Origin of the sequence: Shewanella sp. 6_MG-2023 (assembly GCF_030547195.1) — a bacterium.
Lineage (GTDB): Bacteria > Pseudomonadota > Gammaproteobacteria > Enterobacterales > Shewanellaceae > Shewanella.
Map to the genome: position 1 here is coordinate 1 of NZ_JAUOQU010000010.1, position 26,877 is coordinate 26,877.

General features: G+C 42.1%; 23 protein-coding genes and 1 riboswitch. Of the genes, 12 read left to right on the forward strand and 11 right to left on the reverse strand.

The genetic code is table 11. The features are described 5' to 3' along the window. Nucleotides 1-151: 151 nt before the first annotated feature. The 4 genes from Q4533_RS07690 to metH form a co-directional block, all read right to left on the reverse strand. Nucleotides 152-2,683 (reverse strand): dockerin type I domain-containing protein, encoded by a 2,532-nt coding sequence (locus Q4533_RS07690; protein WP_303502545.1) that lies wholly within the window; start codon nt 2,681-2,683, stop codon nt 152-154. A 171-nt stretch (nt 2,684-2,854) separates the two neighbouring features. Continuing rightward, the gene (locus tag Q4533_RS07695) at nt 2,855-3,913 is read right to left on the reverse strand and encodes a helix-turn-helix transcriptional regulator (protein WP_303502546.1); all 1,059 of its coding nucleotides are present in this window, start codon (nt 3,911-3,913) and stop codon (nt 2,855-2,857) included. 353 nt (nt 3,914-4,266) lie between these two features. Next, a complete protein-coding gene (locus Q4533_RS07700; protein WP_303502547.1) occupies nt 4,267-4,446 on the reverse strand; it encodes a hypothetical protein in 180 nt (59 codons plus the stop codon). A 303-nt stretch (nt 4,447-4,749) separates the two neighbouring features. After that, the gene (gene metH / locus Q4533_RS07705) at nt 4,750-8,466 is read right to left on the reverse strand and encodes a methionine synthase (RefSeq protein WP_303502548.1); all 3,717 of its coding nucleotides are present in this window, start codon (nt 8,464-8,466) and stop codon (nt 4,750-4,752) included. Between the two features lie 297 nt (nt 8,467-8,763). Here metH and Q4533_RS07710 point away from each other — a divergent pair, with 297 nt between their 5' ends. The 12 genes from Q4533_RS07710 to ybaK all read left to right on the forward strand — a co-directional run bounded on the left by Q4533_RS07710 (nt 8,764) and on the right by ybaK (nt 19,038). Continuing rightward, nucleotides 8,764-9,465: a histidine phosphatase family protein gene (locus Q4533_RS07710; protein WP_102520145.1), complete on the forward strand. Its 702-nt coding sequence runs from the start codon at nt 8,764-8,766 to the stop codon at nt 9,463-9,465. A 138-nt stretch (nt 9,466-9,603) separates the two neighbouring features. Then, nucleotides 9,604-9,776: riboswitch (cobalamin riboswitch) on the forward strand. A gap of 117 nt (nt 9,777-9,893) precedes the next feature. Next, the gene (locus Q4533_RS07715) at nt 9,894-10,781 is read left to right on the forward strand and encodes an ABC transporter ATP-binding protein (protein ID WP_102438676.1); all 888 of its coding nucleotides are present in this window, start codon (nt 9,894-9,896) and stop codon (nt 10,779-10,781) included. A 41-nt stretch (nt 10,782-10,822) separates the two neighbouring features. Then, the gene (locus Q4533_RS07720) at nt 10,823-11,920 is read left to right on the forward strand and encodes an iron ABC transporter permease (RefSeq protein ID WP_241904041.1); all 1,098 of its coding nucleotides are present in this window, start codon (nt 10,823-10,825) and stop codon (nt 11,918-11,920) included. Nucleotides 11,921-11,944: 24 nt separating this feature from the next. Beyond that, nucleotides 11,945-13,012, forward strand: coding sequence for a nicotinate-nucleotide--dimethylbenzimidazole phosphoribosyltransferase (gene cobT / locus Q4533_RS07725; protein ID WP_102438672.1), 1,068 nt, complete (start codon nt 11,945-11,947; stop codon nt 13,010-13,012). 136 nt (nt 13,013-13,148) lie between these two features. Next, on the forward strand, nt 13,149-13,997 hold the full coding sequence (locus tag Q4533_RS07730) for an adenosylcobinamide-GDP ribazoletransferase (RefSeq protein WP_303502549.1): 849 nt from the start codon (nt 13,149-13,151) through the stop codon (nt 13,995-13,997). A 53-nt stretch (nt 13,998-14,050) separates the two neighbouring features. Further along, nucleotides 14,051-14,602, forward strand: a complete 552-nt coding sequence (gene cobU / locus Q4533_RS07735) for a bifunctional adenosylcobinamide kinase/adenosylcobinamide-phosphate guanylyltransferase (RefSeq protein ID WP_102438667.1) — start codon at nt 14,051-14,053, stop codon at nt 14,600-14,602. Between the two features lie 212 nt (nt 14,603-14,814). After that, nucleotides 14,815-16,335: a cobyric acid synthase gene (locus Q4533_RS07740; protein WP_303502578.1), complete on the forward strand. Its 1,521-nt coding sequence runs from the start codon at nt 14,815-14,817 to the stop codon at nt 16,333-16,335. Next, nucleotides 16,332-16,979, forward strand: coding sequence for a cob(I)yrinic acid a,c-diamide adenosyltransferase (gene cobO / locus Q4533_RS07745; protein WP_303502550.1), 648 nt, complete (start codon nt 16,332-16,334; stop codon nt 16,977-16,979). The genes Q4533_RS07740 and cobO overlap by 4 nt, the downstream gene beginning before the upstream one ends. A 90-nt stretch (nt 16,980-17,069) precedes the next feature. Continuing rightward, nucleotides 17,070-17,309, forward strand: coding sequence for a hypothetical protein (locus tag Q4533_RS07750; protein ID WP_198589317.1), 240 nt, complete (start codon nt 17,070-17,072; stop codon nt 17,307-17,309). 63 nt (nt 17,310-17,372) lie between these two features. Continuing rightward, on the forward strand, nt 17,373-18,098 hold the full coding sequence (locus Q4533_RS07755; protein WP_303502551.1) for a Type 1 glutamine amidotransferase-like domain-containing protein: 726 nt from the start codon (nt 17,373-17,375) through the stop codon (nt 18,096-18,098). Between the two features lies 1 nt (nt 18,099). Next, on the forward strand, nt 18,100-18,519 hold the full coding sequence (locus tag Q4533_RS07760; RefSeq protein WP_102531049.1) for a VOC family protein: 420 nt from the start codon (nt 18,100-18,102) through the stop codon (nt 18,517-18,519). Between the two features lie 48 nt (nt 18,520-18,567). Then, a complete protein-coding gene (gene ybaK, locus Q4533_RS07765) occupies nt 18,568-19,038 on the forward strand; it encodes a Cys-tRNA(Pro) deacylase (protein ID WP_102520138.1) in 471 nt (156 codons plus the stop codon). Between the two features lie 252 nt (nt 19,039-19,290). Here ybaK and Q4533_RS07770 read toward each other — a convergent pair whose 3' ends face one another. From Q4533_RS07770 to Q4533_RS07800, 7 genes are all read right to left on the reverse strand, one after another. Next, a complete protein-coding gene (locus Q4533_RS07770) occupies nt 19,291-20,313 on the reverse strand; it encodes a DUF4339 domain-containing protein (protein ID WP_102476307.1) in 1,023 nt (340 codons plus the stop codon). Between the two features lie 73 nt (nt 20,314-20,386). Further along, nucleotides 20,387-20,806: a DUF4339 domain-containing protein gene (locus tag Q4533_RS07775; protein ID WP_102438656.1), complete on the reverse strand. Its 420-nt coding sequence runs from the start codon at nt 20,804-20,806 to the stop codon at nt 20,387-20,389. Between the two features lie 274 nt (nt 20,807-21,080). Next, nucleotides 21,081-22,844: a pseudouridine synthase gene (locus Q4533_RS07780; protein WP_303502552.1), complete on the reverse strand. Its 1,764-nt coding sequence runs from the start codon at nt 22,842-22,844 to the stop codon at nt 21,081-21,083. A gap of 25 nt (nt 22,845-22,869) precedes the next feature. Then, entirely contained in the window at nt 22,870-23,637 is a 768-nt protein-coding gene (bla, locus tag Q4533_RS07785) for a subclass B1 metallo-beta-lactamase (protein WP_303502553.1), read from the reverse strand. Between the two features lie 338 nt (nt 23,638-23,975). Next, nucleotides 23,976-24,359, reverse strand: a complete 384-nt coding sequence (locus tag Q4533_RS07790) for a VOC family protein (RefSeq protein ID WP_102438649.1) — start codon at nt 24,357-24,359, stop codon at nt 23,976-23,978. Nucleotides 24,360-24,483: 124 nt separating this feature from the next. Further along, nucleotides 24,484-25,827 carry an AarF/ABC1/UbiB kinase family protein gene (locus Q4533_RS07795; protein WP_303502554.1) on the reverse strand — a complete coding sequence of 448 codons (1,344 nt, stop codon included), beginning with the start codon at nt 25,825-25,827 and terminating at the stop codon, nt 24,484-24,486. Nucleotides 25,828-25,967: 140 nt separating this feature from the next. Then, nucleotides 25,968-26,867, reverse strand: coding sequence for a hypothetical protein (locus Q4533_RS07800; RefSeq protein ID WP_102520135.1), 900 nt, complete (start codon nt 26,865-26,867; stop codon nt 25,968-25,970). Between the last annotated feature and the right edge of the window lie 10 nt (nt 26,868-26,877).

Here is a 26,877-nt window from a genome sequence, read left to right on the forward strand (position 1 = left end):
TTTATTATTGAGTTCGAAGACAGAATTGTGAAGCATATTAACTAAATTGCAGTTACACAGAATCTGTTACACCCTCGAGCAGCGCAGTTATTACCGATTAAAACCAGTAAAGTACCCTCCCGACTCGCTCCCACTTTAACATGTATATGATTTATAGTGCCTGTCTATATCCTTCAGCAGAGGCAGTACCATAACAACTGCCGGTCAAGACTTTCTTACCTTCAATAGTCGACCATTCTATAAATCGCCACTCAGAGTTATACTCTAATATTTCATCTTTAAAACTGAGATTAAATGGCTCAAGAAACATTATCTCTTCTACAGAAATACCATTAACAAGCCTTTTTCTAGAGTAATCATCACTTATATTTAGAAATTCAATTTTACCGCTGTCAGTAAAGGATACCTTGGTTGAAGTTTCTTCTACGAATACATCGTTTTCTATTTGCGTAAATTCATAGAGTCCCTCTGCCCATAGCTGTTCTACTTGGATGTTTCCGACAATAGTTTTGACTTCTTCGGCATCACATTGAAAATCACTCCCGAAAAGTAATAATTCTTTGCCATCGGGGCCAATAATTGTATCCACCGTAACTGAATCGAACTGATGTGTGTATTGCCATTCACCGCAAAAATAATCTTTTTTCAAATTAAATTCATGCTTCCCTCTGATTAAACTCTTTGAAATGTCCCAGAAGCCATTCCCTGGAATGGTCAAAGTAAACTGGTATTCACTTTCTTCCTTTTTACTTAAGCAATTGTCTGGATAAGGAAATCTAAATGTATCACCTAAATTATCAGGATTATTAACCGTTGCTTTCGGCCCTTTTAGTTGCTCGTAAGAAAGAGCACACGCATCAATCTTAATCTCTATTCCGTTAATATTAGGATTGAGTTCTAAAGACTGCGTAATATCGGAGCAGACAGCAGCAAGCTTGTTTGCCAGTGTATTCTTGAAACGATTAAGTATGTCAAAAAACCCTTTTAAACCTTTAATTCCTCTTTGATTCGTTACCCACTTTGAAAGCTCATTCGAATTTTTTGCATCTAAGGTACCACCAGTATTAATGTAGTTATCCACAAACCCCTTCACCCTTGCGGAGTGTTGCAAGCCTTCAAGCTTGAAATTTTTCTTTATTATAATAGATATAAAATCAATGATGCCATCTACACCAAATTTGGCCAATTCAGGAATTTGATCTCTACACACATTTGTATTTTCTAATGTACCAAAAAAACCTAATTCATTAGGCTCATCAATCAGTGACAACTCTCTATCTTTTATTACTTTTATACCTAGAGAATTTCCACCCACTTTAACTCTTGGTAACAATTTAGACCATATTTCCCACCCTAAAGGCACTGATGGAACTAGCTCCATACATACGAATGCGGCGCTTAAGTCATTTACGCGTCCACCTTTGAGTATTTCGCGACATAATTCTTCAGCCTTATCTGCTAATGTATTTAAACGTCTCATATTTTCAGCCTGGACATTACTTCCCCATATCGCGGGAGGTGGACAGGATGCTGATCCATTTTGTAAGAGAAATGGTTCTTCGTTATCCAGTCCTAAATAAGCAGGCGAAGTATTCTTTTCAAGTGAGGTTTTATCCGCTGGTTCTTTCATAGTAATCAAATCTAAACTGGATAAGGTTTCATCGTTTACGTTTTCATTTTCTTGTGCCCACATATTCATTTTAGCGGCATATATTGAAAGTACCTCACTGGTAAACTCAACTAGAGGCTCCGGAAAATGCTCATTATTGTTAATAATGCTCATTTGCTCATCTACAATGCTATTCACCTCTGCAATGATAGATTCGACATTTAAACTTTCTGCGTTTACGATAGAATTAGAGGCAACTGTTATATTTTTAGACAGTATGATTTCCCCATCAACAATCAAGTTTGTTTCAATCTCTTTTCCCATGATTTCCACAAAAATATCATGTGGTAAATAAGCCATACCGTAACCAGGAAATGGTACGAATACGGATAATAATTTATCATCCACAGACAACTGAATACTTTCGGCTTTATCTATCAGTCTCTCATGAGATAGCGTGATATTCCCTGCCAAATTTATCGTATTTTCATAAATTTCAGGTAAGACTAATAAACCTTCACGGATAAGGCGATCCAAGTTGAGTCGATCATCTTTGTTAACATATCCATCCAAATTAATATCTGAATTTACAATATCAATTTCAGAGGGTTCAATAAGCCCAGAAAGGTAATTAGACAACATATCTAAATCTATTTCTGAAACAGTTCCGTCATTGTTGACATCCCCGATAGTAAAATAGTTATCCTCCACGACATTCAATAAGCTTAAAGTAGAAAAGTCTCCAGCTTTGGAATGAACCGAAATTGTATGCATTCCTGGTTCACCAATGAAAAAGGACACTTGTTCGGAATTTTCAACATCTATTTCAAGGCCGTTTAAACTCCAAATGAACTCAATATTTGTTAACACCTCCCCTGTAGAATCATAACCAACTGCCGAAAGGGATATCTCATCACTCAATCGATAAAAAGATGTTACACCTAATATAGATATTGTTTGTAATTGCTCGGTATTCTGTCTCGTATCAATACTCTCATCGTCATGACTATCCGTGCAGCCGAGAATAATTATTGAGAACAAAATGGCAAGTATCAACTGGTAGAGTCTATTCATTTGATTAACTCCTCATAGAATGAATGGTTTCACCATTCTAAATTTTAATGAGCAAACTATATTACTACGCTCACTTTACAACTTAGGTGGAAACTCAATCCCTAACCTCATCCAAATGGATGAGGTTAGGTGAAATAAGGAGTTTTATACTGAGGTAGCTGGAGAAATTGATTATTGCAATGACAATAAAGTGACTAGCAACTGGTTTTGCGAACTACAATTTACTTTGCTAAGGATATGTTTAAGATGGCTACGTAAAGTGTTATGACTGACCTGCTGTTGATCCGCTATTTCCGGTAGAGTTAAGCCTGTTAATAGCTGATCAATAAGCAGCAATTCTTTTGGGGTAAATTGATACACTAGTCGCCACCACTGTGGAATATCGGAGGCTGTTTTTAAGTTAAGTAAAAATAATGGCTCGTCACCCATCGACTTAAGCATGGTTAACTGTAGTTCAAGTAGCGGTATGCTAGAAAGGCGTAGAACCTGACCTTCAAAGTGTTGAAAATGGTTTACCTTACTAATGGTTTGAACTAACCAATCATGATGTCGTGGACAACGAAACTGCAGGTGTCCTATGTCGGTAGCAAGTAACTTTTGTTGCTGCAGGCAATTATAAAATGAGGTTGAGCAGTGATGTAGTACACCCTTGCAATCGATAATAGCCACCGCATCACCTGAGGATTCCAATGCTTGGCTGATATTATCCATTCGATTTTGTAGAAATAAAAGATTCTGGCGATTTTCTGAAGCGATTTTAATATGCGGAATAAGTTGATGTAATAAACACTCTTCATCAGCATCATAATCCGTTTGCAGGGCTCCCCGATTAATCGCAAATGCAATCATAAACTGTTTAGTATCAATAACTGTCGCACAAACATAACGGCTGTCCAAGTACTTATAATAGCCCCTGATAGGATGCTGCTGAATCTGCTTGTAAACATCGCTATTTAACTTAATAATCTGTTCATGAGGAAACTGCTCAGTAAAATGATAAAATGGATCGTCTGTTATCACATCTGAATATTCATTCATCAATTCTTTATTGCCACTATTACCGTCTGAAAGAGATAAATTAGCAGATTGGGCACCTGGATTTTCAAGTAAGAAGGCATTACCGCTATTTGTCATCCCTCGTAGTTCATCTAACATTGGATTGAACCACTGATCCGAGAAAGTATTGGCATGCAATAATTCAAGCAGATAAGCAAGCTGTTGAGTATTCATTTATGTTTACCCCTATACACACACACTAAAATTATAGGTAGGACTTGAACATAAATCCTTCTAGTTCACTTAAAAAGGAGCATTAGCGAATGTGCTAAAAATTCAATTTCAAAGTCTATTAGCATTAATCACTTGAAACTAGATAACTAAGCCTATGTTTACTTAAGATGTATAGGAATAAATTACGGCATTAAAAATGCTAACATTCTAGATGTTGATTACTTTACAACCACAATAAACCTACTTTCGGTTGATTTATGTTTTTTGTATTCTAAGTGCTGGAGCTATACGGAACGGAACAGCACAGTGATTGACTATGAAATCAAGCTCTCTTAAACGAGTGATGAAAAAACTCAGTCATCACTAAGTACATAGACACCAATAGTTAATGGTGGGTCAGAATAAACTAATCCAAACACCGCCGCAGACTCCAATATCCCCCATTTCAAGTTGCTGAAATACGCAGATAAAAATACCGTGTAGCCATCAGGATGATGGCTAAGGCTCGGCGGGACATGGTCGCGCTTTAGCATCCATTCTACTGCGACATGAGTAAATCCATTTACTTCAGATACCCATCTGAGCCGTTAGGTCTTATTTTAAACATGAGGATTGGAGTATGAAGCTTATTCGCTTTGAAAGAATAACTTGGTTGGGGCGGCAAGGGATATCGAAAAGGGAAATGCTGTTGTTTCCCTTTCGTCTGGTGTGGGCGAAGCGCCACGACTTTAATCAGCCGTTAGGCTGAAATGGCAGCGCCATAATCCAAACGAAGTTTGGAAACCTAAAGAGTAACCTTATGATTACTCAGGATCACTCTCTATTCAGGGTCACTCTTACTCAGGATCATAATCCAACACGGGTGCCAACCACTTCTCCGCTTCAGCCAAAGTCATGCCTTTACGCTTGGCATAATCCTCAACTTGATCGCGGCCAATATTGGTCACCCCAAAGTAACGTGATTTCGGGTGAGCAAAGTACCAACCTGATACCGCAGCGGTTGGAAACATGGCATAACTTTCAGTGATATTAAGGTTAATCGTTTCATCGGGTTTTAGTAAATCCCATAACAAGCCTTTTTCAGTATGATCAGGACAGGCTGGGTAACCAGGTGCTGGACGAATGCCTTTGTACTTTTCGCGAATGAGTGACTCGTTATCAAGCACTTCATCAGCAGCATATCCCCAAAATTCTTTACGTACCCGTTCATGCATACGCTCTGCAAAGGCTTCAGCTAAACGGTCGGCTAGGCACTTAAGCATAATGGCGTTGTAGTCATCATGGTTGGCTTCAAAACGTGCCACATGTTCATCAATGCCGTGGCCTGCGGTAACAGCAAAGCCGCCCATGTAGTCGGCGACGCCTGAGTCTTTTGGCGCGACAAAATCAGATAAACAGAAGTTGTCATTGCCCACACGTTCAAGCTGCATCCGCAAGTGATGGGTGGTCATTTCAACCGTGGTGCGTGTTTCATCTGTGTATAGCTCAATGTCGTCATGGTTGACGGTATTGGCAGGGAATAAGCCAATGACCGCTTTGGCAGTAAGCCACTTTTCACTGATGATGGTTGCAAGCATGGCTTTACCATCGGCATAGAGCTTACGGGCTTCTTCACCGACAATTTTATCATCTAAAATTTCAGGGAAGTGACCATGCAGCTCCCAGCTTCTGAAAAACGGCGTCCAATCGATGCGATCCACTAGATCTTCTAGTGGGTAATCATCAAATACTTGGCGGCCCAATTTGTTCGGTTTAAATGGGGTGTAGTTATCCCAATCGTGTTTACAGCGGTTTTCACGGGCAGCGTCAATTGACACTATGGTTTTGCGTTTGGTTTGTGATAACCGCTTTTCACGCATGATGTCGTATTCAGCATAGGTTGCATCAATGGTGGGCTGGCGAGTGTCGTTATTTACCAGTTTTGACACCATAGGCACTGCGCGCGAGGCATCGGCAATGTAAATTGCACCATGTGGATAATGTGGGGCAATTTTTACTGCGGTATGAATTTTCGAGCAGGTTGCACCGCCAATAATCGCCGGAATGGTTAACCCTTCTCGGTGGAAGGTTTTGACGTTATGCACCATTTCATCAAGGCTTGGGGTTATAAGCCCTGACATACCAATAATATCAATATTGTGCTCTTTTACGGCTTCAAGGATTTTTTCAACTGACACCATGACGCCTAGGTCGAACACTTCAAAGCCATTACAGGCTAGCACCACGCCGACAATATTTTTACCAATATCGTGCACGTCACCTTTTACGGTAACCATTAAAATTTTACCGTTTGATTGACCTTCAACTTTTTCCGCTTCAATGTATGGGTTTAAATAAGCCACGGCTTTTTTCATTACCCGGGCTGATTTAACGACTTGCGGCAGAAACATTTTGCCTGAGCCAAATAAGTCACCGACCACGTTCATGCCATCCATTAATGGCCCTTCAATCACATCAAGTGGGCGGGTGGCAGCGGCGCGCGCTTCTTCGGTGTCTTGGTCGATAAACTCAGTAATGCCTTTCACTAAGGCGTGGGATAAGCGCTCATTAACTGGCAGACTACGCCAAGCTAAGTCTTCCTTTTTAGCCACTTGTTTGCCGTCACCACGAAAACGCTCAGCAACATCTAGTAGTTGCTCAGTATTGCTTGAGTCGGCAACGGGGCAAGGTAAATTCAGTACCACATTTTCGACTTTTTCTTTTAAGTCTTTGTCGATGTCATCAAATATGGCTAACTGACCTGCGTTAACGATACCCATGTCCATGCCCGCTTGAATCGCGTGGTATAAAAACACCGCATGAATGGCTTCGCGGACTGGGTTGTTACCACGAAACGAGAACGAGACGTTTGACACACCGCCAGAAATCATTGCATGGGGTAGAGTGGCTTTAATGTCTTTAATGGACTCAATAAAATCGACGGCGTAGTTATCGTGCTCGTCAATGCCGGTGGCAATGGCAAATATATTCGGGTCGAAAATGATGTCTTCTGGGGCAAAGCCAACCACATCAACCAGTATGCGATAGGCGCGGGTACAGATTTCGGTTTTACGGGCGCGGGTATCGGCTTGGCCATCTTCATCAAATGCCATCACAATAGCGGCTGCGCCATAGCGTTTCACTAAGGTGGCTTGCTGAATAAAGGCTTGTTCACCTTCTTTCATCGAAATGGAGTTAACAATCGACTTGCCTTGAACGCATTTAAGGCCAGCTTCAATCACGTCCCATTTTGATGAGTCAATCATAATAGGCACCCGAGAAATATCAGGCTCTGAGGCGATTAAGTTCAAGAACTTTTTCATCGACTCGACGCCATCAAGCATACCTTCATCCATGTTGACATCGATGATTTGTGCGCCGTTTTCAACTTGCTCACGCACGACATCTAGGGCTTCTTCAAACTTTTCTTCTTTGATTAAGCGCAGGAACTTGGCTGAACCTGTGACGTTGGCACGCTCGCCGACGTTAACAAATAATGAGTTGCCATCAATGGTTAATGGCTCAAGCCCTGATAAGCGACAGGCAACGGGAATATCAGGTATGACACGTGGCTCATGGCTGATAACGGCATTGCGAATAACACTAATGTGCGCTGGTGTACTACCACAACAGCCACCCACAATATTGAGCATGCCTTCCCGTGCCCAATCACTGATCACTTCGGCCATTTCTTCTGGGGTTTCATCGTAACCACCAAACTCATTAGGTAAGCCAGCGTTAGGGTGGGCAGAAACATAACATTCTGCAATCCGTGATAACTCTTCAACGTAGGGACGCAACTCTTTTGGGCCAAGGGCGCAGTTAAGGCCAATGGATAATGGTTTGATATGGCGCAGTGAGTTGTAAAAGCCTTCGGTGGTTTGCCCTGTTAGGGTACGACCTGAAGCATCAGTAATGGTGCCTGAAATCATTACAGGTAGCCGATCACCAATTTGATCAAACACTAATTCGATGGCAAATAATGCGGCTTTGGCGTTGAGGGTATCAAAGATGGTTTCGACCATGATGATATCAGCGCCGCCGTTAATTAATGCGGTGGTTGACTCAACATAGGCTTCGACTAACTCGTCAAAGCTGACGTTACGAAAGCTTGGGTCATTAACATCTGGGCTGATAGAGCAAGTGCGGTTGGTTGGCCCAAGCACCCCTGCAACATAGCGTTTAATACCCGTTTGCGCAGTAACGTCATCAGCGGCTTCACGGGCAACTTTGGCGCCTTCAAGGTTAATTTCTGCTGACAACGACTGCATGTCGTAATCGGCCATAGCAATCGTGGTGGCATTAAAGGTATTGGTTTCAATAATGTCAGCACCCGCTAACAGGTATTTAGTGTGGATATCTTTAATGATTTGGCGTTGGCTTAGCACCAACATGTCGTTGTTGCCTTTTACGTCACAGTGCCAGTCTTTAAAACGCTCACCACGATAGTCGGCTTCTTCCAGTTTGTAGTCTTGAATCATTGTGCCCATGGCACCATCGAGGATAACTATGCGCTGTTTTAGCGTATTTGTAAGTTGTTCAAGTACCTGACTGTAGGAAGTCGACTTCGCCATAACGTATTACCTTAATTGCTTTTATGCTAATCACTTAATCGAGCGTTAAATAACACGCTAACTTAAGTAGTTAGTGGATTGTGTTAACGGTTTTAGATGAAATAAGCATACCTTTATTTATGCTTTTATAGGGCAGAATAATGCGAAATTCCCTGTAATAAAATTCATCTTAAAATATTTTGTTTGGACATTTAAACGTATAGACGTCCATAATACGTTTAAATAGATTGTAAGAGCAAGCCCATTGCTCACACTAAAAACATAAGCCAATTGAAACGGCCGATGGAGTCTCCTTAGATGAAGCAAGCTAAGATAATATTGTTACGCCATGGCCAATGTGAGGGCGACAGTATTTTGCGGGGTAAAACCGATGTGGCGCTAACTGATTTGGGGCTAACGAACATGCACCAGAGTGCGGCTAAGCTAGGGCTATTAGGTTGTTTGCCATCACTGCAGCTATACAGTTCGCCTTTGGTGCGCTGCCATGCGTTTGCCGCTGAATTAGCGCAGCAGTTAAACCAAGTGAGTGCTGATTTAGCTTTACAGGTTGAGATAATGTCTCAATTACAGGAAATTGATTTTGGCTTGTGGGACGGAAAAAGCTTTGCAGAGCTTTATCAGCATAGCGCTAAAGCGTTAGATGCCTATTGGGATAACCCTTGGGAGCATGGCGCGCCCCAAGCTGAGCCCATGGCTGAATTTGAACAAAGGGTGGCGCAGGCTTTTGCGCAAATAACCTTGCAAGCTTACAACTTGGCTGAAGCTCATACTGCTGAGGCTAATAGTGCTAAGGCAACAGCATCAGCCACTGCTCTGGTAGTGACTCACGGTGGAGTTATCCGTCATATTATCGCTTTGGTGTTAGGGCTTGAGCGCTGTAAAGGGCTATATGGACAACTGAATATAGATTATGCCGCGACGGTAACCATTGATGTGTTTTGGCCTGAAGCTGATGATAAATCGACTAAACCCGTCTATCGTTTAAACTGGAATAATTAGTTTTAGCCTAAAATTAGCAGAAAAAACTAACTTCACTTAGGCAGATATACCGTACAATATAAGCCGCATTTATTAAGTGCAATAAAATTTCAAATTAAGTCAATTTAGCTGCAGTTGAGTGCTTGTGTGAAATGCTTTAAGCAACACCAGTATCAAGCGGTTCGCTAAATGAGTAGGGAATCGAGAACTAGCCTAAATGCTGTTTAGCTCGAACTGTACCCGCAACTGTAAAATAGCATCTCATCACTTGTAAGATAAGTGATTAATGAATGCCATTAAGTCAGATACCTAGCTTAGTTTTTCTTGCTGAATTAGCAGCACCTAACAACAACTTGAGCGGGTAACTCAGGCGGAGTTTGTATCGTGATCAGTATTAAAACCCCTGATGTGGCTAAACATGCCTCTTGGATAACCGCAGGGGTAGTATCTTGACTACTGCGGCATTAACAGTTGATCAGCTAAGCTGGTCAGTTGCAGACAATGAGATCCTTTCTCAAGTCAGTTTTGCCTTGCAACGTGGTGAAATGCTAGGGCTTATTGGCCCTAATGGTGCGGGTAAATCCAGCTTACTGCGCTGCTTGTATCGCTATATCACCCCTGATGCTGGCAAAATCAGCTTATTTGGCGACAATATTAATGGTTTTTCTCATAAACAATTGGCCACTAAGGTTGCCGTAGTGCAGCAAGAGTCACCCCATTATTTTGATATGACCACCCATCAACTGGTTTCTATGGGCTTAACGCCCCATAAAGGACTTTTTGAAACCAATACCCAAGCAGATGCAGATGATATTGCCAAGGCGCTGGCTAAAGTGGGTCTTGAGCACAAAGCCTTGCAGCAATATGAGCAGTTATCTGGCGGTGAAAAACAGCGGGCATTAATTGCACGGGCTATCGTGCAAAAGCCGCAGTTATTGATCCTTGATGAGCCGACTAATCATTTAGATATTCGCTATCAAATCCAAATTCTTGAGTTGGTTAGGCAACTTGGCATTAGCGTGATTGCCTCTATTCACGATCTTAATTTAGCCAGCGCAATGTGCGATAGATTGCTGTTACTTGATCAAGGAAAGTGCATCGCTCAAGGTTTACCTGATGAAGTATTAACAGAAACCATTTTGGGGAACGTGTTTGATGTTTGCTGCCAAATATCAAGTCACCCACAGCACGGTAAACCGTTAATTACCTACTTTTATGGTTATCAAAGTCATTATGACAATGCTAATCAAAACACTTGTCAAAGCTCGCAGCAAAACGCATATCCAAGCTCTGAACAAAAACATGGCCAATCAAACCACGGGCAGGGCGATAAATGACAGCCATTGATGCCACACAATCAGTGAAGCTAGCAAAGCAGATGAGTTTAAGTTTTAAGCATAAGCTACTGCTGTTTGTTACTGCCATAGTGACCTTAGTTACTCCAATCGCCGCGGCAAGTTTCGGCGCTGCTAATATCAGTTTTGAACAGGTCGTTAGCTTGTTTGCTAATTTGGCATTAGGTACAGGTGAAACAGATTCACTAACGCAGCGGATTGTGTTTGAGCTGCGTTTTCCAAGAATTATTTTAGCCTTTGTGGCAGGCGCAGGTTTGGCGCTTGCGGGCAGTGTATTGCAAACGGTGACACGTAACCCGTTGGCGGATCCCTATTTATTTGGTATTAGCTCTGGGGCGTCATTTGGGGCGGTATTAGTGCTGAGCTTTTTTGGCAGCCAAGGCTTAGTGCTGCAATGGTTAGCAGAGTCTTCTGGTCATCTTGCCAATGCCATTTTACGTTCAGGCTTATTCAGTAATGATGCCTGGTGGTCTTGGTCATCCATTAGTTTACCAATTGGCGCTTTTATTGGTTCGAGTTTATCTGTGCTGTTGGTATTAGGTTTATCTGGTTTTGGTCGTGCTAGCCAAGTTGAGCGGATGCTATTGTCTGGGGTGGCCACCTCTTTCATGTTCGGCGCGCTAACCAGTTTGGTACTGTATTTTTCAAGCCCTCAAGCGGCGGCTTCAGTATTATTTTGGAGTTTGGGCAGCTTTGCTAAAGCTAGCTGGGCAGGCCTGGTTATCCCATCTGTGGTGGTAGTTTGCAGCATATTAATTATTTTAGCTTTTAAGCGTCAGGTATTAGCCATTCAAGCGGGGGATGAAACGGCGCACTCCTTAGGGGTTAACGTCGCCAAAATTCGCTTAGCAATGCTTATTTTGTGTTCATTAATTACCGCCACGCTGGTGGCAAGTTGCGGCGGCATTGGCTTTGTTGGCTTGATGATCCCTCATACCGTGCGGCTGCTCTATCCTGGGCAACAACCTATTATGATGACGGCATTAGTCGGCGGCATATTTATGGTATGGATTGATGTATTAGCCCGTTGTTTATTAGGCAACCAAGAGTTGCCGGTAGGTATTATCACTGCCGCAATTGGTAGTGTATTTTTTCTTTTTGTATTACGTCATCGTCGATGAGATTGCAGTTTTGGAGAGTAAGGGATGTTTGCGGTAGATCCAGTTAGTCATAAATTTGATGATCAAATACAGCATAAAATTAATCAGAAAACTAAGCCGCTAGGGGCGCTAGGGTTACTCGAAACGCTAGCAATGCAGATTGCGCAAGTGCAACTAACGCCACAAGCTAATATGAAACCAAAGTACAATATTAGGCATAAGTTGAGTATTAATAAGCCTGCTATGTTGGTGTTTGCTGGCGATCATGGTATTGCTGCTCATGGGGTATCGATTGCCCCCAGTGAAGTTACTCAACAAATGGTGGCTAACTTTGCCAATGGCGGCGCTGCGATTAATGTCTTTTGCCGTCAAATGGGTTTAAACCTTGAAGTGATTGATTGCGGCATGTTGCAGCCAGTTGATGACCCTCGTATTACTCAGCATCGTTTAGGCAATGGCACTCAAGCAATTCATCAAAAAGCGGCCATGAGTTTATTAGCGGTTAAAGATGGCTTTAGCTATGCAAGTGAAGTGGTGCAACGTCACTATGATTCAGGTTGTAACCTGATTGCGCTTGGTGAAATGGGCATTGGCAATACCTCGTCAGCTGCGGCGATTATGGCCGCATTATTAGGCTTAGATATTAAAGAGTGTGTCGGCCGAGGTACGGGGATTGATGATAGAGCCTTTGCTCTTAAAACCGAGTTATTGGGTGTAGCGCTTAACCTGCATAGAAGTAAATTTACCGATCCGGTTAATGTACTTGCCTGTGTTGGCGGCTTTGAAATTGTGCAAATGACAGGCGCTATTTTAGCGGCCGCTGAGAAAAAGATGCTGGTGGTTATTGATGGCTTTATTGCAACCGCAGCGGCATTAGCCGCAGTTAAATTACACCCTGATGTAAAAGATTACTTAATTTTTGCTCACCAATCAGATGAGCAAGGCCATATTAAAATGCTCGCCGCAATGGATGCTAAACCATTATTGCAATTAGGGTTTAGACTAGGTGAAGGTACAGGCGCTGCGCTATCACTGCCAATCATTGAAGCGGCGGTGAACTTCTACAATGATATGGCTAGTTTTGAAAATGCCGGCGTAAAGTCAGTGGTGTAATTGCGCTGCGAATCGAGAAGTAAATCGAGAAGTAAATCGAGAAGTAAATCGAGAAGTAAATCGAGAAGTAAATAACGCAGTAAATATTAACGCTGTGATAGCCAATTAGCTGTGATAGGCAATTAAAGGAAACGTCATGGAGCAACAGTCGTCATCTGAGGGGGCAAAAAATCAGTCTGATGAAACTGATTATCAAGCGCCTAAAAGTGGAAGTACACTAAAAAAACAACTGAATTTATTGCTTATTGCGTTAAGTTTCTTCACTCGAATCCCTGTGCCAGCTTGGGTTGAGTTTGACAGTGAAAAGCTTAATCAAGCTAGCCGTTATTTTGGCGTAATAGGGTTATTTGTTGGCAGCATAAGCGCAGCGGTGTTTTGGGCTAGTCAGTTTGTTTTGCCTAATGGCGTAGCAGTGATCTTGGCGATGATAACCGGCGTATTAGTCACAGGAGGCTTTCATGAAGATGGCCTTGCTGATACCGCTGATGGTTTTGGTGGTGGCTGGAAAGTTGCTGACAAGCTGCGCATCATGAAAGATTCAAGAATAGGCACTTATGGCACCTTAGCCTTAGTGCTTTGCCTATTATTAAAGTGGCAATTGTTAGTCGAAATTGCCCTTTATAGCCCGATTAATGCGGTCGTCGCCATTGTTGTTGCCCATGGTTTAAGCCGCGTGTTAGCAGGGAGCATTATCTTTTCAGGCCAATATGTTACTGAAGATGATGGCAGCAAATCAAAACCTCTGGCGCAGCATCAGCACATCAATGATTTATTGATTTTATGCTTAAGTGGCTTTGTGGTACTAGCCTGCTTAAACGGCGTAGTCGCCTTTGGGTTGTTATTGCTATTAGTGTTATTACGACAAGCCTTGATATGGGGCGGTAATCGTCAAATTGGCGGCTATACCGGTGACACGTTAGGCGCTGCACAACAGATTGCTGAACTACTGTGTTATGGCGCAATTTTAGTCATAGGGCTAAATTAAATTTTTGAAGTAAAAATTTTAGCTTAGATGAATGTTAATAAAGGAAAAACTGCATGATCCATCTGGTGCTTGGTGGTGCCCGTTCAGGTAAAAGCCGTTATGGTGAATCCCTTGCTGAGCCTTTCGCTTTGCAAGGGCATCGTTGCGTCTATATCGCCACCGCCACCGCACTTGATGATGAGATGAAGCAGCGAATTTTACGTCACCAACAAGACAGAGATAACTCAAATATTGATTGGCAGCTGGTTGAAACGCCGCTAGCCATTGCCCATACCTTAGTTAAATATGACTCCCCGAATACGGTATTGTTTGTCGATTGCCTCACGCTGTATTTAACTAATCATCTTGTGGCCAGTGAAGAGACCCACCGTGATGGTGTTGATGAATTATGGCAACAGCAAAAGCAGGCGTTATTGGCATGTTTACCCACTCTTGAAGCGCAGGTGATATTAATCAGCAATGAAGTGGGCTCAGGCATTGTGCCACTTGGGGAATTAAGCCGTCGTTTTGCTGATGAAGCCGGTTGGTTAAACCAAGCTATTGCTAAAATCGCTGACAAAGTCACCTTAGTGGTTGCAGGCTTACCCGTTGAGCTTAAACGCTAAACCTATGGCTAAGCTATATTCTTACAACAGCGATTGTATAAGCATGGTTAACACTGCCAATACCTCATTCACTTTCTCTAATGTCACGCCATAGCAGCTTAAATGACAGATAAAAATCAACCATGATGCAAATTAAAAACCAAACTAAAACTAGCACAAGCAATACGGGCAGTTCTGGCCATAGCTATCAAGCTGGAGCTGCTAAAACCTTAATGGTGCAAGGCACCACATCAGATGCGGGTAAAAGCACCCTAGTTGCGGGTCTTTGTCGGGTATTTGCTCGCCAAGGTACTAAGGTGGCGCCATTTAAACCACAAAATATGGCATTAAATAGCGCAGTTACCGCAGATGGCGGCGAAATTGGCCGCGCCCAAGCATTGCAAGCCGTGGCGTGTAAGCTTGCGCTGCATACGGATTTTAATCCAGTATTATTAAAGCCAAGTAGTGATACTGGCTCCCAAGTGATTATTCACGGTAAAGCCTTGACCACATTAGAGGCAAAAGCTTTTTTTGGCCCGGAAAGCCGTAACTATAAAACCCTCGCTATGGATGCGGTATTACAGTCTTTTGAGCGCTTGACCCAGCAATATCAGCTGGTGGTAGTTGAAGGGGCAGGTAGCCCTGCAGAAATCAATTTGCGCGAAGGGGATATCGCCAATATGGGCTTTGCTGAAGCGGTCGATTGCCCTGTCATTATTATTGCTGATATTGACAAAGGCGGCGTATTTTCCCACCTTGTGGGCACCTTGTCACTGCTCAGTGGATCTGAGCAACAAAGAGTTAAAGGCTTTGTGATTAATCGCTTTCGTGGCGATATTAGCCTATTACAATCTGGCATCGACTGGCTGGAAAACTACACCCAAAAACCGGTATTTGGGGTTTTGCCTTACTTACATGATTTACATTTAGATGCTGAAGATGCGCTGATTGACTCCCATGGGAAAGTCACAGGTTCGGAAAAGGACTTAGCCATTATCAATCATAAGCTCAAAGTGCTGGTGTTAGTTTTTCCAAGGATCAGTAATCATACCGACTTTGACCCTTTACGGTTGAATCCTTACATTGAGTTTCATTATCTTAGCCTGCAAACCCAATCCAGTAATCCAGATTTCCCCAAAGTGGATTTAATCATATTACCAGGCAGTAAAAATGTCAGAGCAGATTTAGAATTTATGCGTCAACAAGGCTGGGATCTTGAGGTTAATAAGCACTTACGTTATGGCGGTAAAGTCATAGGCATTTGTGGTGGTTATCAAATGTTAGGCCAATATATTCATGACCCCGATGCCATTGAAGATGTGGCAGGTAGCAGTAAAGGCTTAAGCTTACTGCCCATTGAAACCACACTGACGGCAGATAAAACCCTATGTAAAGTAAGTGGTCACTTAGCGCTTAATGAAGCTAAAGCAAGCATTGAAGGTTATGAAATTCACTGCGGGGTGACTCAAAAGCTAACTTCTGCAGATTTGCTAGCGCCTATCAGTCTCACATCACAGCAGAGTGATACGCAGTACGCAGAAGGCCTACTCAGTGATGATAACCAAATTTTGGCAACCTATGTTCATGGTTTATTTGATAGCCCAGATGCCTGTGAGCTTATATTGCAGTGGGCAGGGCTTGCTCAAGCCAAAAGCATTGATATAAACCAAATACGTGAACAACAATTAGAACGATTAGCAGATGTGCTTGAAGCGCATTTAGATATGGATAAATTAACAGGAAGTCTCTCATGAGTGATAATGAAAACCAAAACGAAAGCCAGAGCCAAACCAGTAATATCGATGCCACTAAAGCCGATCGCCATAAAGCGCGTCAGCAAAAAGTAAAACAAGGGGTTGATGCAAAAATTGCTGCCGCCCAAGATGAAAAAGGCATTTTGCTAGTGCTTACTGGTAACGGTAAAGGTAAATCGACTTCAGGTTTTGGCTCTGTTGCTCGCGCCGTCGGCCATGGACACAAAGCCGCAGTAGTGCAATTTATCAAAGGCACTTGGGCCTGTGGCGAGCGCAATCTGTTAGAAGGCGCAGGGGTTGAGTTTCATGTCATGGGCACAGGCTTTACCTGGGAAACCCAAGATAAAGAAAAAGACACTCAAGCGGCGATGGAAGTCTGGCTTGAAGCTGAAAAACTCTTACAAGATGAGTCAGTTAATTTAGTGCTATTAGATGAGTTAACTTATATGGTGAGCTATCACTACATAGAGGTTGAGCGGGTACTGAATGCGTTAAAAAATCGCCCAGCCATGCAACATGTTATCATTACCGGCCGTGCCTGCCATCGTGAAATCATTGAACTTGCCGATACAGTGTCCGAAGTTCAACCGATAAAACACGCTTTTAATGATGGCATTAAAGCGCAGCTAGGGTTTGATTATTAATCAAATTTATTTGTTGCTTTACCCTTGGTAACATTATGCAAGCCAAAGTGCTTAATACAACAGAATTTTAATAATTTAAAAAGAGAGATAATGATGAAAACAATGACCTGTAAACAGCTTGGTGGCGCTTGTGATGAAGTATTTCGCGCAGAGACATTCGAGCAAATGGTCGCGCAAAGTAAAATGCACGCTATGGCGATGTTTCAGCAGCAAGATGCCCCACACATGTTAGTGATGTCGCAAATGGCGCATTTGATGCAAGATCCTGCAGCGATGCAGCAGTTTATGGACGAGAAAAGACAGCAGTTTGATGCTTTAGCAGACGACTAAGCAGTCTAGCTATTCGGCAAAATGTGACATAAATGCAAAACAGTAAACGGACTTACAAGATCAATGAAATTAGCATTATTAAGTGATGCAACATCAATAGCATCCCAGCAAGCGATAGCAGCTATGGTGGCGACATTGTCGATTGCTGAAAAGCAAGCTGGCGTAGTTTATATAGCATCTGAGCCAGATGCTCAGCGAAGCTATTTTGCGCCAGTAGCTGCCATGTTTAAGGGCCTTGGCTTTGACAAGGTTAACTATATTGATCTTGAAGATGGCTATACCACCGAGTCGGAACGTATTTTACGCCAAGCAGGGCTAATATATTTATCCGGTGGCGATACTTATCGTTTCCTATACTGGTTAAAGCAGCGTGGGCTAGATAAGTTACTCTATCAACTGGCACTGGGTGATATAAGTCAAGATAGCCCGGAAATTGATCGCCTTAGAATTGATCGTCCTGTAAAACACAGTGCAGGAACTAGTACTGCGATTATTGGGATCAGTGCTGGGGCGATGATAATGACGCCATCAATTGATACAGCGCCTTTATGTGGTGATAGTAATCAAGTGGGATTAATTGATACCAGCGCTTTAGCCTTAGTGCCATTTTTATTTGTGCCGCACCTATCGGCCACAGAGATTAATGACGCACAAACGCAATCACTGTTTAAGTCGCTGCCATTAGCTAAACAGCAAGCATTGCTGTGTTGTTCAGATGATGATGCAATTGTGCTAGTCGATAAGCAATTGACTGAGTTTGGTGCACCAACGTGGATTAATCGGAGTTAATATGTCTGTTTCTAATGAGCCAACACTCAGTCAAACTGGCCCTAAACTGACTCGGGTTGACCATATTCATATTTATGTCAGGGATAGGGCAAAGGCATTCGCTTGGTATCAACAAGTGCTGGGTTTTAGGCTGGTCGAAGCGTTAGCCTTTTGGAGTCAAGGCGACGGCCCGCTAACTATCGAGCATGGTGATATTCATTTAGCGCTTTTTGAAAGTATTAAGCCTAAATTTACCACAGTCGCTTTTGGGGTGGATGCTAATAATTACCAGATGTGGAAACAAAAACTTGCTGAGAATAAGATAAAATATACTGAAAGCGATCATGAAATTACCTGGTCAATTTACTTTGCAGATCCCGATGGCAATCCTTTTGAAATTACCAGTTTTGAATATCAACAAATCACAGATACTAACAGCTAAAAGATCACAGCATTAGGTGGTCTTATTTACGGATTTATTACAGACACTATGACCCCAGCGATTAACACCCTCAAAAAACATAAAACTCCTCACACTATCTATGAATATGAGCATGATAGTAATGCCCAGTCCTATGGTGATGAAGCGGTAGAAAAACTTGGCGTGTCAGCGAGCCAAGTGTTTAAGACTTTAGTGGTTACAATAGACAGCAAGGAATTGGCCGTTGCGGTTGTGCCCATGACATCAATGTTGAGCCTTAAATTACTTGCTAAAGCTCTTGGTGGTAAAAAAGCGGTCATGGCGGATAAAGGGCTAGCGGAAAAAACCACCGGTTATGTATTTGGTGGAGTGAGCCCATTAGGACAAAAACGGCGTTTAAAAACCGTGATAAATAGCTCTGCCAAGGAGCTTAATACCATGTACGTGAGCGCGGGTCGCAGGGGCTTAGAAATCTCATTGGCGCCAGCAGATTTGCAAACGCTAACTCAAGCAACCTTTGCCAACATATGCAGTGAGTAATATCCAAGCGACATTTACAAGGTGATTGCAGCAGTGAGCGGACATTTTTGTATTCGATTACAGTGGTAATCATTGCAAATGTTCAACTCGGAAAGTTGAGTCGCTGAATACTGCATTGAGTCACCTCTGTTACGACTATTCCAACGAACTCGATTCAATAAAAAACGGCCTATTTAATAAATAGGCCGTTTTGATATTCAATTCGGTGCAACTATCAGCAGTTAAGTATCATTACCTCAGTAGCTGTAAATGTTAAGAAGCAATGTAATGTGTACGTCTTCTACGACGTCTCATTCTGGCTTCTTTTTCATCTTCAGTTTCTACAACTTCTTCTTTTTTATCAGTAGCTTTCTTATCATTGCTGTTAGCATTCGTTGATTTCACCAGCTGATCTGCATCATCCGGCGTTTCTGACTTTTTTGGCGGTGTCTTAGGATCCCCCTTGAAGACAGATTTGAAGATATTACTCACGCCAGATAGACCAGCCGCTTTTTCTTCAGCTTCAGATTGAGTATCTTCAGCGATGTCTTCAGAGAATTCTATTTTATCAATTTTTGCTTTAGCTTTTTTAGGTGCTACGGCAACAGGATCTAACGATTTCTTCGCTGTCAGTTCTGAGTTGTTGACGTCTTCTACTGCTGACATCATGCTTTCAGCAAGTGCTTTTTGAATTTGATCACTGATTGCAGAGACATTATCAACAGATAAAGCTGCCGAACTTACAGCAGCATCTTTAGCTACAGGAGCTGCGGTAACGGCTTTAGTATCGGTGCCGCTTTCAGCAAGCCGTTTGTTGACTCGTTGATTAAATTCAGTAACAGCTTCATTAACTTCAGTTTTAGCAATTGATAACGCACTAACTAATTCGTCAAATGAGTTTTGTAGCGAATTATATTTGTTTTCAAAAGGACTAATATTATTTTTAACTTCATCATTTAGATTATTCGTTAATTTTTTATAATTAGTAATTTCTTGCTCAAACTCAAGCAGGTAGGCCTTGGTAGAAATAACGCTTTCTTCCATGCTAAGTATTTTTGCTTGTAATGCTTTATCTTTAGCTGCAAATTCGGCGATTAATGCTTGAGGTATTTCAGCTGGTGGTGTCACTGCTGGAACAAAGGCGGCAAATTCGGGAATGCTGCTTGCAGGTTTCCATTGAGTGAATGATGGGTGCCATCCATAACAGTTACCATCACTGAGTAAAAATTCTTTTGCTTCAACTTCTGTAAATGGCCCAGTTATTTTGCCATTTTTGGAAAAAAACCATTTTTTCATAATCGTATTCTTAATGTTTTAGTTATAAACAAATGTTATATGCAAATCAGAGTAATAAGGTTTCTTTACTCAATCAGTTAACACCAGCAAGAGTCTTCTGTAATGCAGCATATTGCTCATTAACGCTTTTTAACGTTGCTTCTACTTTATCGTTTAAATCTTTGGTGGTTTGTTTAAAGCGATTGGTGTCGCGATCAATATCTGCCATTGAACTACTGATAGTTTGAATCGTATTATCTATTCGGCCTAGCGCAGCATTTAGCTCACGCTCTTTAGCTGTGAAATGCTCTATCAGTTGTTGCGGGATTTCCGCCGGTGCAGGTGGTGGAGAGCCAATAACATCGAACTCTTCTATATCACTTACAGGAACCCACTGCGCATAAGAAGGATGCCAAGCATAAACATTTGGATTTGACGCAATAAACTTATTTGATTCTGCCAGCCTTAATGGTCCGCTGATCTCACCATTATTTGAGAAATACCACTCTTTCATAGTCCACTTTTTTCCTTAAATAGTGCAGTAAGCCAAAGTTTTATTAATTTAATCAACAGCTTGTAGGAAGGCTAAAATTTATAACGTAGAAAACGTTAGCTTATTGGGTTGTTATCAATTAAATCGCATATCGTACGAACTTATTACATTAACTGATATTGATTAACATTTCCACTTGGAAATGGGGATTTTTAAGAGTTTTTATCAGTGCCAAATAGACAGAAAATTGACACTAATTCATTCAGTTGTTTAAAACTATTGTTTTATATTGTGATTATTCGAAGTCAGCATTAACTTCAAAGGTTATTCTGTGATTTGTATTAGGGTGAATAATCGACAGCAATTGAGCATGTAAATGCAGTCTTTGTGCATTTTTTCCATATAAATCATCGCCTAAAATTGGCATGTTCAAGCCTTTGGCGTGGGCGCAATGGACTCTTAATTGATGAGTTCTGCCTGTCTTGGGGAATAAGTGAATTAAGCAAGAGTTGTTTAATTCCTGTACTTTTTGCCAATGGGTTTGTGCATTTTTTCCGTGTGAATAACAGACAAGTTGCTTTGGTCTATCGTCTAAATCTACTCTTAATGGCAGTGTAATATCGCCGCGATCAAGCTGTGGGACCCCATCGATCTTAGCGATATAACGCTTGGTGACAGTACGACTGATAAATTGCTGCACTAAATGCTTATTGGCTTCTTTAGACAGCGCAATAACCATTAATCCTGAGGTCGACATATCTAGGCGATGTACTATGAGTGGCCCAGTGGCGTGGGGAAAAGCTTGCTTCATTCTGCTATATACTGAGTCGGTGATATTTTTACCAGGCACAGATAAAAACTCCGCTGGTTTATTCACGATCACAATATGATCGTCTTGGTAAACGATGGGAAGCTCGACCCCTTCAGCAGGGTTGCTAAGTAGTGGATTTTCATCAACCTGTAGGCCTTTAAGCATATGTCCTAAAATTGGGCGGCATTTTCCATGGCATGCAGGGTAATAGTTTTTATGCTGTTTAATTTCAGATTTGGGCGACATGCCCCACCAAAACTCAGCCATAGTGATAGGAGTGAAATTATGTTTAAAGGCATATTGTAGCAGTTTAGGTGCGGCGCACTCACCAGCTCCAGCAGGTGGTAAATGATTGGGCGCATCATTAAAAATCTTATTAAGATCGCTACTTTCACCTAGGGCATTTAAAAACTGATAGTGGCTAAATAACTTATGCTGTAGCCCATTAGATAGCTGCTTTCTTTGTTGTTTAATAGCACTAATAGCTTGTTCTAATTCAGCTAATGGCTCAGCAACCAGTTTAGTTTGCAGCTCCCAATGCTCTTTAAGCTCTGCTAAGCAATATTTATCATTAACGCTTTGTCTGCTCATTTCAATTGATAAGGTTTTAAAGTCAGTTTCATTGAGACTTTGCGCTTGAGCTCGCTGAGCTTTGCGATACTTTCTGTTTTCGATCATTTGCGATCGCTGCGCCGCGATGGCATTTTCAGCTTGCTGCTGCGTTAACGCTAGTTTAGTGGTCAACTGCTGTAATAATGGATCGTTTTCTAACTCAACCAGCTGGGCATTGAGTTGATTGATTTCGATATTTTCTTGTTTGAAAAAACTATTTTTACTGAGCATATCAAATACTGGCGGCACGAATTGTGGCCATAGGTTTTTATCAGCTAATTTACCTGAAAAAGCAGCTAAAAAACCCAGTTGTCCCTGAGTATTTTTGACCACTAATACCCCAAACATTTTACCTATGGCAGGAAGGTGTTTTGATGCTTCTCTTCTAAGCAATGCTTCAGTTGGTGCTGACTGATCATGTTCTTTATCGGTAATGCCAAAATTATGCAGCCAATCTGTTTGCTGTTGTAAATGCTCTTGTAGCTGCTCGGCGGCGATAATCGCTAATGGGTGTGGCTGATAATAAAAGGGGAATGTAAATTTTTCCGGCAATGTATATCCATCTACATTGGTGTTAAATGGCACAAAGCAGTGCTGGTTTGTAGTGGAATGGCTTGCGTTATTATCAGTTGGCATCTTCTACAGCTTCTTTTTCAATAAATTACTTTAAATGGTTACTAATCAGCTCTTGGGTGTGCTTGAGTAGTTCTAATCCGCCATTGTTGCCATGACCTGGTACCACAATGATTGCATCATTATAACGGCTTTTGGCTTTATCTAGGGTATTTGGCCACTCAGAAAGTGACGCTTGAGCAATATAGCCCATAGTTTTGCTAGCTTGACTTTTTATTAGGCATCCGCCGAATAGTAATTTCGACTCAGGCAGCCACACCACGAGGTTATCTTCTGTATGGCCTGCACCGAGATATTTTACTTCAATCTGCTTGTGGGCTAATTGCAACTTGTCGCCTGTAAAAGCCTGTTTTGCTAAAGGCTTATTATTGGCTTTTAAGTATGAATTGGTTAATTCAGAGGCGTTAGTATCAACCCCTATGGTATTTAAGTAGCCAATTCCGCCTGCGCGATCATCATGGGAATGAGTTGAAATACTCGCTCGCAGCGTAAAGCCTTGTTGCTTAATCCATCGCACCAGTTGAATGGTATCTTTTTCTGTCCATGGGGTATCAATCAAGTAGGCCTCTGAGCCATCGATAACCACTAAGCCATTGGCTGATACAAAGCCGTAATCTTGAGTTTGGAAGTAAGAGGTAAACTGAAATACATTGTCGATTAACGGCTTGACTGATAATTGGCCTTTTGTTGGTTCAAGCTGATTAGTGGCGCTTTTAAACTGTTCTTGGCTAGCGTGGGTGCTGGGCACTAACAGTAAAATATAAGCGAGGAATAATGCTATGGCCAATTTCATCATGCAGTCTCTGTCCAAGTGGTTACAGGCTAGAGTTTACCCTATTGCTATTAAGATGGTGCAGTCTATTAAGATAGTGTAGCCGCTTACTATTGTGGCTAATTTTACACAGGTAGCGCTTGAGGTTGATAGGCTTCAGTATGAGGGCCTTTGTTGAGCGGCATTATGAGCTATTTTGAGTGAGAGACGCTATTTGAGTTGCTGATGTCAGCCTTGGACAATTTAACAATCACATAGCGAGTATCAAGGCTATGTGATTGTTGGACTTTAAGTCATTTTTCAGTGTTTATCGTGCGGTAGAAATAACTTCAGTCGTTACTATTTTGTATTTACGACTGCGATTATTTTGGAAGTCGATGCAGTACACAAATTTTATTGCCATCAGGGTCGCGTAAATAGGCAAGGTACAAATTCATCGCAGGGTTTGAACGTACTCCAGGCGGTTCTTCACAAGGTGTGCCGCCATGAGCGGCGCCGACTTCATGCCATTTATCGCCCTGAGCAGCATCTTTAACACTAAAACCGATAGTGGTGCCGTTGCCGTGGGTTGCAGGTTCGCCATCGATGGGTTTAGTGATGGCAAAAATACCGCTTTCAGTGAAGTAAAAACAACGACCTTTATCATCGATGACCCCAGGTTCGTAACCTAAAACGGCGAAGGTGGCATCGTAAAATGCTTTTGATTTTTGTATATCGTTACTGCCGATCATGATGTGGCTGAACATGTCACTCTCCTTGTTGAATTATAAGGCGTTTATAAATTTTTTAATAAACGTCACTTTCTTATATGGGACTGTTTTATTATTAAACAAGCCTTTTGGCAATAAACGTCAGCGTTAAGTGCGAATGCTAGATGTTGTTTTGATGGCTTAAATACAGCTGCCTGACATCAATTTTTGCTTTTATGCGAAAGGCAAGTAAGTAGATACCGGCTAACTTGCGATGGATAAAAATCGCATCGGTTGGCGGTGTGTGCCATTCATCTTGTTTGGTGCTCATGGCCTTGGCTGAGTCGGTAATGCGTTTAGCGAGATTACTATTGGCAAAATCATATTCCCCTTCACATCGTAATGGCTCACAGGCTTGATGGAAAATATCGACAATGACTTGTTGCTGCTCTGGGGTAATGTGTTTTTGAAAAAAACCAATTTGCGCTGCAGCCTGGGTCATGAGTGCACTATCACTGGTCATAGCGCCTTGCATTAACATGTTATAGCCGCTGGATAAATCATCAGAAATGCTGCGGGTAGCACCAAAATCTAACAGCACAATTTTGTCAGGATCTGCTTGGTACATAAAGTTGGCAAAGTTGGGATCTGTTTGTACCAACTTAAAGGTAAACAGCTCATCTAAAAAAAGACTGAGTAACCGGGTGGCGACCTTATCGCGAATGCTTTGCGCCATATTGAGCACAGATTCTATTGGCACGCCTTCGATAAACTGCATCACTAAAATACTGTCGGTGCAAAGCTGCGAATAAACTCTTGGTACCACAAAGTGTGGCGTATCAGCGACCCAAGTGTAGTATTGCTGCAGTAAATTAGCTTCGTAGTGATAATCAGCTTCGTGGTGTAATTGTGCTTTAGCTTCAGTGAGTAACTTATCAAATTGCACATGGTCGGGCACTAACTGCGCCATTTTTAGCAGGCTCGCGACATTATCAATATCGCTGTCGATACTGTCTTTAATACCGGGATATTGAATTTTAACTGCTAGTTTTTCACCACTGTCTAGATAGGCTAAATGTACCTGACCAATAGAGGCGGCTGCAAAAGGGCGTAATTCAAATTGGGCAAAAGGAGCTAACCAATCTTGTCCCCATTGTTGTTTGAGGATCGCAACCAGTTGTTTATGGGGCATGGCTTTAGCATCATCGCGGAGTTTCGCTAAGATGTCACTGATTTCTGGAGGCAGTAAATCACCACTATCCATAGAGATCATCTGACCCACTTTCATGGCCGCGCCACGAAGTTGAGCGAGCTTTTCAGCCACTTGAGTCATATTCTTGGGAGTAAGTACCAGCTGTTGCAACTGAGGTGATTGACCTTTACTGAGCTGTTTGGCGCCTTCAAACAGTACGTTGCCAGCAACCCTTGATGCTAATGAGCCCATTTTACCTAAACGAGATAAACGACTACTGGGGATCTTGGCTACACTGCTCGCGCTATTTCTGTCAGTAACATCTCTATTCATGGGCAACTCCGGTACTTGCTCGCGTTATACTGAGTTAGATAATACGTTGGAAATTTATATTCAGATCAGAAGTTTAAAGCATAAAAAAAGGGTAATGTTATTACCCTTTAATATTGCGCTATTTAGTGTCTTTGGTGTCACTAAAACTCAAAGGTGTCTTGCCAACCGAGTAACACACTTTGTAGGCCATGTTTTTGCTCGTAACGCTCAAGCTTTTCAGGACTGGCATCACCAAGGGCAAGTTCACGGTATTTTTTGGCAAACTTAAGCGTTCGCAATAACTCTTGGTAAAAATGCTTACCTAAGTCTTGGCGAATGGTGTCTGCGAGTGGTTCTGGCAAGAGTGACAGCGCTCGGTCAGTGTGAATTTGGAGCACTTCAACACTAAACCACTTATCGTCTAACGCAATTTTACGCAGGCGCTTTTTCATGTCTTCACGTACACGAGCATCATCAAACATCATGCGATAAAGCACGGCTTCAGCCAGCACGCTTTCAAGCCCAAGACTAAATAATGGATCGAGTTCAGTTTTAGCGTAAAAGGTTTCAAGCAATACTTTCGTGGCTTCTTGACTTCTGTGGTCAGTAAGCGCTTTTTGATAATCTTGCCAACCTAGCCACTCATCTGTATCTGGCGGGGTCGAGATTTTTTCCATGAGTATTGGATTGATATCACCATAGAGTGATTTTTCACTGCCATGCATATGCTTACTCACAGTGGTCAACATGCTCCAGCCTTTTTGAAAGCATTTCATTATGCCATCAGGGGTTTTCAGCAAGTTGATTGAACCTACGGGTTCGTGACCGGTTAGTGCAATAAGCCCTAGGCTAACCACGCCAATGACATCATGGGCTGCTTGCTCCAGCAAATGCATTTTGTGCTTGTTATAAAACTTATCAGCAAGTTTAAGACTCATTAAAATCGCTTTCGATTTTATTTGGGTGACATGCTCATCGGTTAATAGTGCTTCACGGCGGCCATACTCAAGTACCCGACTAAAGTATGGGCCTTGATTGTTATCACGTAATGCTAACTGCATTAACTGGTTT